Annotated in this window: 10 protein-coding genes and 1 pseudogene; 10 read left to right on the forward strand and 1 reads right to left on the reverse strand. The window is 68.5% G+C overall.

Annotated elements, in window-relative coordinates; genetic code table 11:
- From QH195_RS34600 to QH195_RS34635, 8 genes and pseudogenes are all read left to right on the forward strand, one after another.
- Window positions 1–1,064: pseudogene (locus QH195_RS34600) on the forward strand (hypothetical protein); the annotation flags it as partial.
- A 33-nt stretch (window positions 1,065–1,097) separates the two neighbouring features.
- Window positions 1,098–2,570, forward strand: coding sequence for a PPE domain-containing protein (locus tag QH195_RS34605; RefSeq protein ID WP_280424061.1), 1,473 nt, complete (start codon window positions 1,098–1,100; stop codon window positions 2,568–2,570).
- Window positions 2,567–2,929: a YbaB/EbfC family nucleoid-associated protein gene (locus QH195_RS34610; protein WP_280424062.1), complete on the forward strand. Its 363-nt coding sequence runs from the start codon at window positions 2,567–2,569 to the stop codon at window positions 2,927–2,929. Before QH195_RS34605 ends, QH195_RS34610 begins: the two co-directional genes overlap by 4 nt.
- Window positions 2,926–3,606: a hypothetical protein gene (locus QH195_RS34615; RefSeq protein ID WP_280438487.1), complete on the forward strand. Its 681-nt coding sequence runs from the start codon at window positions 2,926–2,928 to the stop codon at window positions 3,604–3,606. Before QH195_RS34610 ends, QH195_RS34615 begins: the two co-directional genes overlap by 4 nt.
- 17 nt (window positions 3,607–3,623) lie before the next feature.
- The gene (locus QH195_RS34620) at window positions 3,624–3,989 is read left to right on the forward strand and encodes a hypothetical protein (RefSeq protein WP_280424064.1); all 366 of its coding nucleotides are present in this window, start codon (window positions 3,624–3,626) and stop codon (window positions 3,987–3,989) included.
- A 41-nt stretch (window positions 3,990–4,030) separates the two neighbouring features.
- Window positions 4,031–4,336 carry a hypothetical protein gene (locus tag QH195_RS34625; RefSeq protein ID WP_280438488.1) on the forward strand — a complete coding sequence of 102 codons (306 nt, stop codon included), beginning with the start codon at window positions 4,031–4,033 and terminating at the stop codon, window positions 4,334–4,336.
- A gap of 8 nt (window positions 4,337–4,344) precedes the next feature.
- Window positions 4,345–6,858, forward strand: coding sequence for a hypothetical protein (locus tag QH195_RS34630; RefSeq protein WP_280438489.1), 2,514 nt, complete (start codon window positions 4,345–4,347; stop codon window positions 6,856–6,858).
- An 87-nt stretch (window positions 6,859–6,945) separates the two neighbouring features.
- On the forward strand, window positions 6,946–8,892 hold the full coding sequence (locus tag QH195_RS34635; protein ID WP_280438490.1) for a type VII secretion target: 1,947 nt from the start codon (window positions 6,946–6,948) through the stop codon (window positions 8,890–8,892).
- Window positions 8,893–9,249: 357 nt separating this feature from the next.
- On the opposite strand, the gene QH195_RS34640 is transcribed toward QH195_RS34635, so the two are convergent.
- A complete protein-coding gene (locus QH195_RS34640; protein ID WP_280438491.1) occupies window positions 9,250–10,392 on the reverse strand; it encodes a hypothetical protein in 1,143 nt (380 codons plus the stop codon).
- Between the two features lie 193 nt (window positions 10,393–10,585).
- On the opposite strand from QH195_RS34640, the gene QH195_RS34645 reads away from it, so the two are divergent.
- On the forward strand, window positions 10,586–11,551 hold the full coding sequence (locus QH195_RS34645) for a C40 family peptidase (RefSeq protein ID WP_280438492.1): 966 nt from the start codon (window positions 10,586–10,588) through the stop codon (window positions 11,549–11,551).
- A 15-nt stretch (window positions 11,552–11,566) separates the two neighbouring features.
- A complete protein-coding gene (locus QH195_RS34650) occupies window positions 11,567–13,141 on the forward strand; it encodes a hypothetical protein (protein ID WP_280438493.1) in 1,575 nt (524 codons plus the stop codon).
- Window positions 13,142–13,210 lie beyond the last annotated feature (69 nt).

Genomic DNA, 13,210 nt, shown 5'->3' on the forward strand with positions numbered 1-13,210 from the left:
TGCTGGTTCATCTGCCGCAGAGCCTGGACGCCGTGCTCGCGGCGCTGGCGGTGCTGCGAGCGGGCGGCGCGTGGTGGCTCGCGGAGCCGGACGGTGCGGTCGCCACCGTGGGCGCGGTGGCGGACGATCTGGCCTGTGCGGTGGCCGTGGTGGGTGGTCCGGTCCCGGCGAGTTTCCCGGAACGAATGGTGATGGTGGTGATCCGCGAGGCCCCGCAGGTGCGGGCGGAGCTGCGGGGTGGGGTCTACTATCTCCCCCCTCCGCGATACGAGGCGGCAGCCGCCCCCACGATGCCCGCCGCCCGGCCGGCCGCGACCACGCCGTGGTCGAACCAGGCGCCCACCACCCCGGCGCCTGCTCAGCCCGCGCACTCCCAGGGTGGGCCGCCTTCCGGTGCGACCTCGAACCAACCGGGTGCTGGTATGCCGAGGCGAGTGCCGGGCGCGGACGGTCTGGTCGTCTACCCGCTTCCGGACGGCCGGACTCAGAAGGTGCCGCTCACCGTGGCACTCGGGCTCGACAAGGCGTTCGCGAACAAGTCGGGCACCGATGCGCAGGCCGCCTACGCCGGGACTCCCGCGGCGTGGACCGACCCGAAGGACATCGGTGCGGCCGTCGACCCGTTCCAGCTGGCCACCGGTGACGTGGTCACCTGGAGGGCTTCGGCGAAGGACGAGGGCAAGGTTCCCGCCGGAGCCTCTGCGGTGGTCGGCACACCCGCCGGTGGTCCGACGGAGGGTGAGAAGGAAACGCCGGCGGGTGAGAAGAAAACCGGAGAGCAGCAGTCCGGCGGCTCGGCTGGTGATCCGGAGCACCGTTCCGCGCTGTTGGTGGTCTTCGGGGAGGGAGAGTCCGGCACTGTGGAAGCGATCGTGCACGGCGAATTGCAGCAGTACGCACCGGATATGTCGGCTCCGGACGGACAGGCGTTCGGCGAGTTCGCCGGATTCAAACATCCGAAGGGTATCGAGGCTGCCGGTGATACGGGTCAGGACGGCGACGCGGCGGCCACGAGTACCGATCAGACGGCCACCGACGTTCCGATGCTGGCCGCCCCGGCCTGACGGTGCGAGAGTGACAGGTGAGAGGAGACCGGTATGGCGTTGAATGTCGATCTCAATGAGCTGGTGGCCGTAGCCGGGCAGTCCGCAGAAATGGCGCGTGTCACCGGCGCCGCGATGCCGCGGGAATGGGTACTGCCTGCCGGCGCCGACCCGATTTCGGCACAGGCGGTACCGCAGTTGAATGCCGATGCTGCGGCGCTGTTCAATGCCACCGTCGGAGTGCTGAACAAGATCCAGCGCGATGCGCACCACATCGGCCGCGCGGCAGTCGAATACGCCGCGGCCGATGACGAGGGTGCTCGTTTGCTCGACGCTTCGGGCGGTGAACTGGTGGGCAATCCGGTTCCGGCCGTGGAGCAGGTGGGTTTGCGCCGCGTACCGCCCGGATTGCGCGATATGCCTGTGGTGACCGGAGACCCGCTGACCTTCGCACAACAGTTGCACAGCGGCCCGGGTCCCGAACCTGCCCATCGATTCGCGGATTCGGTCCGGTTGTTCAACACCAGCTCCCGAGTCCAGGCCGCCGATGACATGGACCGTGCGGGCTCGGTGTTGCAGCATTGGACGCCCGTGGGCTCGGAGGTGGCCGAGCGGTTCGCGACTTACCGCGGCTGGATGGACATGCTGGGCGACGCGATGGAGAAATTGGCCCAGGGAGCGGAGTCCTACGGCAACGCCTTCGCGCGGGCCAAAGCGAAGCATCCGACCCCGGAGGAGATTCTGGCTGCCCGCAAGAAGATGCTGGCGGCGGCGCGGGCCAAGAACGAGGCGGCACTCGCGGCGGCGACCGCGGAATACAACGAAATGAACGTTCGGGCGGGTGAAGCGACGGGTTCATATGTTTCCGAAACCGGTACGGGCGTGGCGAATTCGTCGCAGGGTTCCGGCGAAGCGGCGGCGCAGACCGGTTCCGGCTCCAGTGACCAGATGCTGTCGCAGATGCTGCCCATGTTGATGAGCATGATGGAGCTGGGGCAGAACGGGCTGTCGCAGACCGAGGAGATCTCCGACGACTATTACGACGACTATTACGACGACTACGGACTCGGTGATTACAGCGTCCCGTCGTACGGTAGTCCCACCGGCGGTACCCCGTCGATGCCGAGCGGGGGAATACCGAGCGAGTCGGAGGTACAGACGTTGTCGGGGTCGACCGTCATGCCGCTGACGCCTGCCGTGGGCAGCGGTCTCGGTTCGGCGCCGCGGGTCCCCGGAGCGGAGGGCGCCTCCGGCGGCTCGGGCAGTTCCTACGGGCGTGGGGGAGCGCCGATGATGCCGATGATGCCGATGGGGGGAATGGGCGCACCAGGGGCGGCGGGCGCGGGCGGTGGTGGCGACGAGCGCAACCGCATCGTGGCCTGGCACCCCGATCGCTTGATGTATGTCGACGACACTCCACACACCGAACCCGTTATCGGGGAACGGCCCACCATCGCGCCGACGGTCACTCAACCGACCCCGGCCCCGGCCAATCAGGCCCCGACCCGCACCGGAGGCAACGCATGAGTATTCATCCCGATGTGCAGGCCGCGCTCGACGCGGCCCGAGAACTGCGGCACCGCATCGCCGATATGCGCGAGCGTATCGACGAGGTGCGCGCCCGGCGTCCGTCGCCGAGCGGCACGGTGATCCCGGAGGTCGATGCCATGGGCCGCTTGACGAGTCTGTATCTCGCTCCCGGAACCGCGGATCGGTTCAGTTGCGACGAACTGGTCGCCGAGATCATGGCCGCGATCCGCGAGAGCACCCAGGATGCGGCCCGCCAGTACCAGGTGATCATGGAGACGGTGATCACAGACAACGCCGCCGAGATCGCCGGCGAGGACGATCGGGAACCGGCCGGGGTCGGAGACCCGGCGCGATGACCGGTGCGGAGCAGGCGGAACTCGAGGAAACGGTATCCGCCGCCGACGCCATCGGCTGGCTGCACGAGGAAGGACTGGCCCGGCTCGCGGCGTTGGGCGGCGATTCGGGTCACCCCACCGTCGCCTTCGCGGTGGACGTGGCGACCGGGATCATCACGAAATACCCGGCCGCCAACGGTGGGATCGGTGCGGACTCGAGCACTGTCGGCGCCGACGATCTGCCCGGACCGCTGGAAACCGCCCGCCGTCTGGTGATCGTGGGAATCACCAGCAACGAACAGTTACTCGTGGTGGACCTGGCCGGATCCTTGATGATCGGTATCAACGGTGACCGTCCCGAACTGGCCGCACGGTCGTGGGTATGTCAATTGCTGCTCAATCCCGAAGTCACGATCACGACCAACAGCTCGGAGGTCGCGCTCGGCGGCGGCTCGCGCTGCCGCAAGAGTTTCATCCCCGGCGGTGGTGGTTCGATCGTAAGCGTGGACGACGGGCGGCCCCCCGTCACCACCGTGTCGATGAATTCCGAGGTGGAAGGTGCCGATTACCTGGAGTTGCTGGGTGACGGCACCGGCGAGATGTACCTGGGTGCCCGGGTCTGGCAGCTGCGGATGGTGCTGACCATTGCCGACGCACCGTGGTCGGTGCTTTCCGAAACCCTGGCCGAATCCGCCTAGACAGCAAGGAGATAGGTATGACCGACGACTACGATGACTACGCAATCGACGGTTTCGACGATACGCCGGAAGTGAAACCTGCTGCCGCCCCGCAGATCCATGAGGTATTCAACCCCGACCATACCGTCGGCGTCGCCTGCGGCCGGGACGGCGAAGTGGTGGGTATGCATATCACCGATGACGCCAAGGACAACGGCGAAGCCTGGCTGAGCGCCGAAATCCTGAAAATCGCCGGGCTCGCACACGCGAAATCACGACTGGGCCTGCGTCGTGAGATGGAGGCGAACGGGGCGCGTTCCTACACCGTCGACTCGTTCGGGCTGCCCACCGAAGCCGCGTATCAAGCGATGGAAGACGAAGCCTTCGGCCTACGGCCCGCATAAGCCGTACCGGCGGGACCGGACGGCCGAGAGAGGACACGACCATGGTGAAAATCCTTTCGCTCGACGATTTGACGGCGATCGTGGGTGATGCCGCAGGTGCGCTGACGGTGATGACCGATTGTGTCGGCACGACTGTGGATTCCTGGGCAACCGGGTCCAAATCCGAATGCGAGCTGGATCAGGCCACGCTCGATACGCTCGATGTGATCCGCGATATCTTCGGTGCGAGGCTGACGGAAGTACTCGAACAGACCGGTATCACTGTGCAAGCTGCTGATCTCGGCAAGACGGTACTGCGCGATGCCGATATCGACGGCGGCGCGGCCGTGCAATCTGCCGAGGTCTGACCGGCCAGATGGCACCGGAGCAATCGAGTCCGCACTGGGACCGGATCGTCGGCGACAACTGGCCGCAGATACCGCCGTCGGCCTGGCACGGACTGGAGAGCGCCGCGCGGGAAGGCGCGGCGGCGCTGAACCTTTCCGATGTGGAACAGGCGCGGCGCGCCTTCGAGGAAACGGTTCAGCAGTCGGCCGGCCTGGAATACATCCGGATGGCACTGGTTGCTCTGGAGAACAATCCGCGGGCCTTCGCGGCGGCGTTGACGGCCGCAGCCGATACCTTCGGCACGCTCGGCGATATCGTACGGCGCGCCCGGAATCAGATCCTCGATGTGGTCGACGACGCGGGGGAGCGGATCGAAGCGGCCACTCGCGGCGACAACAACGACGACGGTGAAGTAGACGACGAAGCCGAGGCCGAGACGGACCGGCAGACGACCGAGGCGATACTCACCGAAGCACGGGGCGAAGTCGAAGATATCATCGCCGCGGCCCTGCGTTCGCTGGGGCCGCAAGGCCTGCCGCGATTGGACGATATCGCCGAGGCGCTGGGCCAACCCGACCCGTGGCGCAGTGGTGCGGGGCCCGGACAGGCTCCCCGCACACGCGGCGCCGGGGCTCCCGGCGACAACGGTCACCACTGGGAGCCTGGCTCCGGTTTCGATCCCGGTACCTGGCACCGGAATCCCGGCCTTACCGGTTTGGTGCCGCCCGACGCGGGGTTCGGACAGGTGCTGATCGATTTCGTCTGGGACCTGCTGACCCCGAACCCGGTGCCGGCGGACCTGACGCAGCCGCCCCCCGGTGGCGAGGTGGCGGGTGGGCCGGACACGCCCACCGGAGTACCGGCGCCGGCGGTCCCCGGCCAGGGTGGCGCCGGGCAAGATCAGGCTCTCGGGGGTGCACCGCCGTCCGTGCAAGGGGGGGCCACACCGACCTCCGATGCCGACACCGGCACGGTCGGCGGACCTGCTGATGAGACGCCGGCTACCAGCGAGAGCGAAAAAGGCGGGCATACCGCGGAATTGCCCGACGAGGCCGAAGCCGCGGCTGCACAGGAGGGTCCCGCGAGTGATTCCGGAGCCCGGACGGTTTCGGAGGACCCGGACATTTCGCTGGACGAGGCGCGGACCGAAGCATCCGCCGGCGAAACCATGGGCATGGCGCCCGGCATGCTCGCGGCCGGGCTACCGGCGGGAGCGGCGGGTCCGGTGAGTGCGGCGGGTTTGGAGCAGACGGTGACCAGGAACGCCGCTCCGGCCGGCGGCACGAACTCGGCCGGGTCGGCAGCCGGTTCGACAGCGGTGTCCAACGCGCCGGCGTCCCGTGGTGCCGGTGGGCCGATAGAGGCGCATCGGGGGCCCGGCGCGACCGGGAAGACGATCACCACGGCGAACACTCCCGGTGTGGTCGCGCCGGGCGCCAAGGGGCCGGGCGCGCTGCCGGACAGCGAGCTGGGCGGGGACAAGCGTCGTGGTGCGGGCGAAGTCGTACAGGACGCGGTCGGCGCGGCCATGGTCGCCTCGGCCGCGCCGGCGTTCGTCGTCGGGGAACGGGTCGACGGAGATCTCGTCCTGGCCCGGACCCTGCTCGGCGGCATCCGGGCCGCCGCCGACCCGTGGGTGGTGGGCGTGGACTGGGCGGTGGCCGTGCTGCGGCATCCGGGCGGAGTGAGCGCGTTCGTCACCTCGAACGAGGGTCGGGGGTGGCTGCCGGCGCGGTTGTATCTGCCGGCGGAGCTGTCGCTGCCGTGGCTGTGGACGGTGGCCGAGGAGTCGGGTTGGGAAGGTATCGCGGATCCGGCGCGCGTTCTGGTGGAGTTCGCGATGGCCTGGGGTGCGAAGTCGGGGTCCAAACTGTCCGCGCTGGCGTCCTCCCAGCCGATCGATCCGGTGCTCGGCGCACAGCTCGTAACAGTCGCACTGGCCGGTTCGGTGGGTCCCTCGGATGCCATGGATCTGCGGAAGCCGGCGCCGGGGATGCTGGATCGCCTGGGACTCACCGCAACTGCGCGTCTGCTCGACCGGGCGACTTCGGTCCCGGACCACGGTGTGGCGCTGCGATGTCTGGAGCTGGCAGTCGATGCGCATATCCGGGTCGAACGCGCGGGTATCCGGACGATCGACGCTATGGGTGCCCCCGAGATCAGGCTCCGGATTCTGCGGGCCCTGCGGGACGGCCGTGAGTTCGCCGCCGGCTGGTGGGAGGAGATGCAGGACGCAGACGATCTGATAGCGGCGACCGTGCTCGGGCATCGTGCCGGTACCAGCCGGATCGCGCTCGGCGATCTACGGCCCGCTGCCACGGATTTCGAGCCGGATTCGGAATTGTCGGTGCTGCGTGCACTGACCTTCCAACGGCGGTGCAACGAACTGGTACTGCTGCTCGCCGAGGACCGGACGCGGCAGACCCTGCGGGACGCCGTCTACGCACATTCGCAAATATTGACGCACCCTCATTTCGCGAGGCCTGCGGCGGATGCGCCGGCGCCCCGGCAGAGCGCGGTATCCACTGGCCCTGCCCGGTGACCCGGTACCGCGTGTCATCTCGCCCACTTCCCAATAATGGGAAGGATCGACAATTGGTGGGTCGGTGGTGGAAAGGATTGATCGGGCATGCCGGAGCGGCTGGATATCGACCCTGAGTTACTGCGCCAGCTGGCACTGCAGCACGATCGGGTCGCGGCCGAGACACGGGAATGGGCGCAGCCACCCTCCGATTGGCTGGCCAATTTCGAACCCACCTACGGCAAGATCGCCAACCCGGTGAAAGAGGCGCTGGAACGCTATTACACGGCCCGGCTGCGGGCGGGTGAAGCGCTCGCCCGGGAACACGAGGAAACCGCTCGCTCACTGCGCGAATCCGCGGACACCTACGAACGGACCGATGCCGCGGGCGCGTCGGTGCTCGAGAATCCGGACGGCGACAACCGTCGAACGGACACGATGTTCGGCAGCCCGACACCACTGGTGACCGGCCCGGCCGGAAATACCAACGGAAGCCCCGTACCGGTCGGCTCGGCCACACCGAACGGGTCCGGTGTGGTGCCCGGTGGTACCACGCCGCCCGGTGGTACCACGCCGCCCAGTGCGATCGACCAGCAAGGCGCCGGCACGCCGGCGGCGGGTGCCGGTGCCGCGACGCCCGGCGTCACGTCCGCACCAGGGGCTGTGCCCTCCGGCGAGAACACGACCGCTGCCGGCGCGTCTCCTGCTGCCGCCGGCGCCGGGACGGGGACGGGTCCCGCCGGCACCAGCGGCACGGTGCCACCGGGACCGATGGTCGGCACCGGGATGCCGGTCGGCGCTGGTTCCGGCGGCGAGGACCGCGGCTCCACCGCGCCGCCGTCCGGCGCGACAGCGGAGGGAACCGGGGTTCCCCCGATTGTCCCGACCCCGTTCAATTCGGCGGTGTCGGCCGCCAAGGACCGGGAGGCCGAGCCCAACTACATCGTGGGCGACGCTGTGCACGAGGACCTGGTACTCGCCCGGACCCTGCTCGGCGCGGTGCTGGCGGCAACCGACTCTCAGGTCGGCATGACATGGGCGGTGGCGGTGCTGCGCGGTCCGGCGGGTGCCGGGATGTTCATCACCTCCAACGAGGGACGCGGCTGGCTACCGGCCGGGCTGTTCCTCCCGCGCCAGGTCTCCACACCGTGGCTGTGGGACGAGTTGCTCGGTGCCGACGGGGACGAAGCCGCCCCGTGGGAGGGGGTCGCCGACCCCGCCCGAGTCCTGGCCGAATTCGGCCGGGCCTGGGGTGCGAAGGCCAATGCCTCCCTGTCCGCACTCGTTTCCTCGGGGCCGATCGACCCCGGTCTGCGCGGTCGGCTCGGTGACGTGGCCATGGAGGGACTCGTAGGTCCTTCCGACGACGTGAACTTGCGGGTGCTCACGCCCGATACCGCCGATCGGCTGGGGATCACCGGGTCGGCTCCGGCACTCGAATCGGTAGCGGCCGTGACGGACGCGGATGTGCGTGCCCGCTGCGTCGCGCTGGCGGTGGACGCCCACGCCCAGGTCGGTCGTGTGGCGATACCGGGGTACCGGGATGCCTTCGGGACCCGTGCGCTCCGGGACCGGATACTGGCCAAGATCGAACGGGGCGAGGAGGTCCCGGAATCCTGGTGGGACGAACTCCGGGACGCCGACGATCTGCTGGCGGCAACCATGGTCTCGCAGCGCGTAGATGTGGGCCGGGTCGATATCGGCGCCATCCGGGTGGATGACGAGGTCGCTGCATTGCGTGCGCTGGTCTGGGAACGGCGCTGCAACGAGCTGGTGGCCTTGTTGAACCAGGAACCGGATCGCCAGGTGCTCCGTGACGCCGTATACGCGCACAGCCAGATTCTCGAGCATCCCGGCTTCGTGGTACAGCCGGCCGCTGTGGACACCGGTGCCGGTGCGGACACCGCGGCGGAGCGTCGCACCGGTGCGACCGGCCCGTCGGTCAGCGCCCCCTCGACCGGTGCGGTGAGTGCCCCGGATACCGGCTCCGGTCCGCCGGCGGGTGCCGTTCCGCCGCCCGTCGCGCCACCGCCGGAAACTCGGCAAACTCCCTGAGCCCGAACCGGTTACCGACGCTGTGCGCTGTACAGGAAAGCGCTGAACTCATCGACGTGGACCGACGGCGGTCGGCGTACTCATCGCTGCCTGTGAAATAGCCGGGCACGTGTAGGCTCGCCGAGCTGTGTACGGACCGCCGTGGCCTGTACAGCCGGTGACGGATTCGGCAGCCCGGCCCGAGCGTGACAGGACGTGGTCGGGCCGAATTGCCGTCTGTAGCGCCCGTTCATCTGACGACTCGGTGCCCCTGCCGGTCGGGGAACTTCGAGTGCGCACCTGTCAGGACATGAAGCGCTCGAGGCCGTTCGAATCCGGCATCGCGATCGCCCGCCCGCGGGGCACCCCCGATCGGGGTCAGACTTGTTTGCTGGGAGGTGTCGGGCCGAAGGGAATATCGGTCTGCGGTGCTCCCGGCGGCGTGTTCCCGTTCGGTGGTGCGGTCTCGCCGGGGGTGGGCGATGCGCCCTGCGGAGCGGTGGGGTCGATGGGCGTGGGACCTGGAGACGGGGCCGGCTCTCCGGCCGGGGCCTCGCCCTCGCCGTCCTTCTCTTCGTCTTTGTCCTTCTGACCCAGCAGCTCGGGCAGCATCGGCATCAATGCCATGGGCAGCATCGCCAGCATCGGCAGCATGGACCCGATACCACCCATGGCATTACCCATGGCCGCGCCCGCCGCGCCTGCCGCGCCGCCTCCGCCGGACCCGCCCGCGCCGGAACCACCGCCGGCCGCGTCGACGTTTGTGTCCTGCGCGGCTTGGACCTTGTCGTGGACGGCTTTTACCGCAGCCGCGATATGGTCGAAAATCGCAGCTTGCTGGGCGGCGTTGAGCTTCTTGCCGCGGACCGATCGCAGCGCCGCGTTGAGATCGGCTTCGATGTGCTGGATGGCGAAGAGCGTCTGCGCCTGCTCGGCGGCCACCCGTTGCGATGTGCCGCCGACCTGGCTGTCCATATCGACCATGGTGTCCTGCCGGACACCGGCGGACATCACCTGCTGTTGATATTGTTCGACGGCTTTTCCGGACGCCGGCAGGTACGCGGCCTGGATCTTGTCCGGGGTTTTGCCGTTTGCGGGTGGCGGTGGCGGATCGGTTCGCCCGGCGCCGAGGATATCCACCGATTTCTGCATCGCCAGCTCTGCGTCCCCGATGAAAACGTTGACATCCGGCTCGTCGGGGAGCCGCACCAGTCGTATTCGATAGAACGGTTTCGAATCCCCGGGCGCGGAAATGGCCTGTAGCCCGCCGGATGGCCCCGCGAGGGTGCTGGAACCGGTGGCGGTCTCGTCCGTTGCCTCGGCGGTCGTCTCCGCGGTTTCGCCGGTGGTCTCGCCCTTGGCGGCCAAGGCTCGGTTACCTTCGAGGGCGGTTGTGGTCCCGGGCTCCACCGAGCCGGACGTGGTCGAGAATCGCCGACCCGTGGGGTTGGTGCCCCCGGGCTCGGATTCCACGGTGGTATCGGGGGTTTCGAGATCCGCGTCCGTCGTTGCTGTATCCATCCGGTGCCGTCGCCCTCCCGTGCTGTCTCTTTCATTGTCTTGTCTTCCTGGGGATGGGAATAGGACAACCGTCGTTCACGCGGGTGTTGTCGCATAGTCGAAACATATGAAGAGGGCATAATTGCCGAGAAGTTGCCCGGGGTGCCGGGGCAGGGAGGTAAGTCGGTGCGATGGGCGAGGGTGAGCTGATCGTATGCCGGCACTGACCGACGATGTGCACGGCGTACTGCGGGAGTTGCTCGGGCTGTACGGGGCCGGGCAGCCGGCCGACCGTGTCTCGGCTGCCTTGGCGCAGAGTGCGGCCGCCGATCTGAGCCGGCTTTCCGGTATCGGGGCCCAGGGGTACGGGGACAAACTGGGCATCCATCGAACCGTTCTCGAAACCCAGCACGGCCGAGACGGGATCGTGGGCAAAACGGTCACCGAATCGGGGACCGGCACGCTGAACGGTCGCGGGGTGTTGACGACGCAGATCTCCGACCTGCAGGCACGTCTGCAGGCCATCACCGCTGTCGGTGATACCAGATTCAGCGGTCCGGCGCTGCTCGATTCGGCCCAACAGACCATCGCCAACGCGACCAGGCAGGTGAATGCCGATATCGACGCGGCACGTAGACAGGCGGCACAGATCATGCCGCCGGTGGCTCTCGCCGGGCACACGCGCACCGCGTCCGCGCCCCCTCCGAAAAGGCGGCGCCGCCGGCGACCCCGGATGGTGTCGTCCCAGCACGTCACGAACCAGCCGGCACGCCGCGGAATCCGTCGGAACTGGGACAAGTCGAAAGGTGGCCGGGCGGCGCAGGCCGCCGACGGTGCCCTCGGCCTGCCCTACATCTGGGGTGGCGGGGGTGCGGGTGGTCCCAGCGGCGGCGGATTCGACTGTTCCGGGTTGACCCAGTACGCCATCGCGCAGGCCACCGATGGTGAAGTGGTACTGCCGCGGACCACCTATGAACAGATCTACGCGGGTGAGCGTATCGATCCGCGTGATGTGCGGGCAGGCGATCTGGTGTTTCCCGCCGGATCGTTCAGCGCCCGCGGACCCGAACACGTGCAGTTGGCCGCGGGTAACGGGATGGTGATCGAAGCACCGTATTCGGGTGCCACGGTAACCTATTCGGCCATGCCCCCCGATGCTGTGGTGATCAGGGTCGTCTGAGTAGGATTCTCGACCTTGGCTATCGAGCTTCCCCATGAAGTCGTGGTGTTCCTGAACTTCATCGGTGTGCCCTATCCGGACATCGATGAGGACCAGGTGCGCGAGCTGGCCGGACATGTTCGCACCTTCGCGGACGAAGTGTCGGGAACCCACGAATCGGCCACGGGAACGATCGCCGATATGGGTGCGGTCTACCAGGGGCAGTCGTATCGCGCGCTGGTGGCCTCGTGGGCGCAGTTGAGTTCCACCCATATGGAGCGGCTCGACGAGCTGTGTAAGGGAGTCGCCACCGCCCTGGAGATCACCGCGGATGTCATCGCCGCGGTGAAAGTGGCTGTGCTTGCCGAGCTCGCGCTGCTCGCCGCGGCGTACACCGCGGCCATGGCCGCCACCGTGGCGACGTCCGGGGCCTCTGTCGCGTTGAGCCAGAGTCTGGCCCTGGCGGCCCGGCGGCTGGTCCGGGCCATGGAGGAGATGCTTGTCGCCTATATCCTGGCGGAGGTACTGAGCAAGGCGATCGAACCGCTGGAAGAGGCGGTATCGGACATGATCAAAGGCGCGGTGTACGGAGCGACTGCGGATCTGCTGGGAGTGGACCCCGGGGCCAAAGATGTAGTACTCGTCGATCCGGACGAGCTGCGGCGGTACGCCCAGGTACTCGACGATCACGCCGACGACATCATGAAGCACGCGGCCGAGTTCGGCGAGAAGGTCGCGGCGCTGGATTTCAGTACACCGGCCGGTCTTCCGGATATCTCCGCGCCTCCCGTCGGCGGCCGAAACGATCCCATCGGGCCGGATACGACCAGCCTGCCCAACAGGGTGCCGGAGGCGGACTCCCCGGCGAACACACCCGCTCAGCGGAACTGGATACCAGGTTCCCCCCGCGGCGCGGATTCTCCGGCGGAGAGCATCACCTCGAATCCGTCCGAGGGTGTGCCGGGATCGGCTGCGCCGGATCGAACAGGAACGGCTGCCGGGCAACCGGCGGCACCCGGTGGCGCACCGGCGGCCGGGAACGGGCCGGTATCGGCGCCCGTCCCGGTCGGCGCCGGTTCGGCCACGGCGGCGGACAACCCAGCGTCGACGGCTACGCAACCGCAGATGGCGCCCGGTATTCGTGCCGAATCGGAGCCGGCGCGGGAGTCGGCTCCCGCATCGACCGAACATGCGGCCACACCGGGCGATACAGAGCCGAACGGTCGTTCCGCGGCGAGTGCGGGGTCGACTGCTGTCAACGATGCCGCTATCGTGCCGGATGCCCATACCCCGGCGTCCCCGGGCGGGCTCGCTCCGGCCGGTCAGGGGCGGGATCAGCAGAATCCGTGGAACCGGCCGGCTGCGCAGGCTGCCGGCCCCGCGAATCGCCTGGGAAACCCGGGGCCTGCGAGGAAATCCTCCGCCGGCGCCGCACCCAACCGGCCCGGCGTTCCGGGCAAGGCGAGTCCTTGGGGCCGACCGGCAACCGAACCGGTCGCGACGCCGACCCCCTGGACCAAACCGGGTGTGCCTGCGGGGAAGCCCGTTCCGGAGTCGCCCGCGGCGGTGGGGGGGGCCGGGGGCGCCCCGCCCCCAAACGGGGGGGGTTGACGGAGAACGTGGGAGTGCGCCGAAGTTTTGGGGGGGGTGAGATAACGCGGGGTAGGGTGTGCGGGGTGG

The organism is Nocardia carnea (genome assembly GCF_029868855.1).
In the GTDB taxonomy this organism is placed as follows: domain Bacteria; phylum Actinomycetota; class Actinomycetes; order Mycobacteriales; family Mycobacteriaceae; genus Nocardia; species Nocardia carnea_A.

Excerpts from the sequence above, each read along its gene's own strand:
- QH195_RS34605 (WP_280424061.1), top strand. The coding sequence starts at position 1,098 with ATGGCGTTGAATGTCGATCTCAATGAGCTGGTGGCCGTAGCCGGGCAG.
- QH195_RS34610 (WP_280424062.1), top strand. The coding sequence starts at position 2,567 with ATGAGTATTCATCCCGATGTGCAGGCCGCGCTCGACGCGGCCCGAGAA.
- QH195_RS34615 (WP_280438487.1), top strand. The coding sequence starts at position 2,926 with ATGACCGGTGCGGAGCAGGCGGAACTCGAGGAAACGGTATCCGCCGCC.
- QH195_RS34620 (WP_280424064.1), top strand. The coding sequence starts at position 3,624 with ATGACCGACGACTACGATGACTACGCAATCGACGGTTTCGACGATACG.
- QH195_RS34625 (WP_280438488.1), top strand. The coding sequence starts at position 4,031 with ATGGTGAAAATCCTTTCGCTCGACGATTTGACGGCGATCGTGGGTGAT.
- QH195_RS34630 (WP_280438489.1), top strand. The coding sequence starts at position 4,345 with ATGGCACCGGAGCAATCGAGTCCGCACTGGGACCGGATCGTCGGCGAC.
- QH195_RS34635 (WP_280438490.1), top strand. The coding sequence starts at position 6,946 with ATGCCGGAGCGGCTGGATATCGACCCTGAGTTACTGCGCCAGCTGGCA.
- QH195_RS34640 (WP_280438491.1), bottom strand. The coding sequence starts at position 10,392 with ATGGATACAGCAACGACGGACGCGGATCTCGAAACCCCCGATACCACC.
- QH195_RS34645 (WP_280438492.1), top strand. The coding sequence starts at position 10,586 with ATGCCGGCACTGACCGACGATGTGCACGGCGTACTGCGGGAGTTGCTC.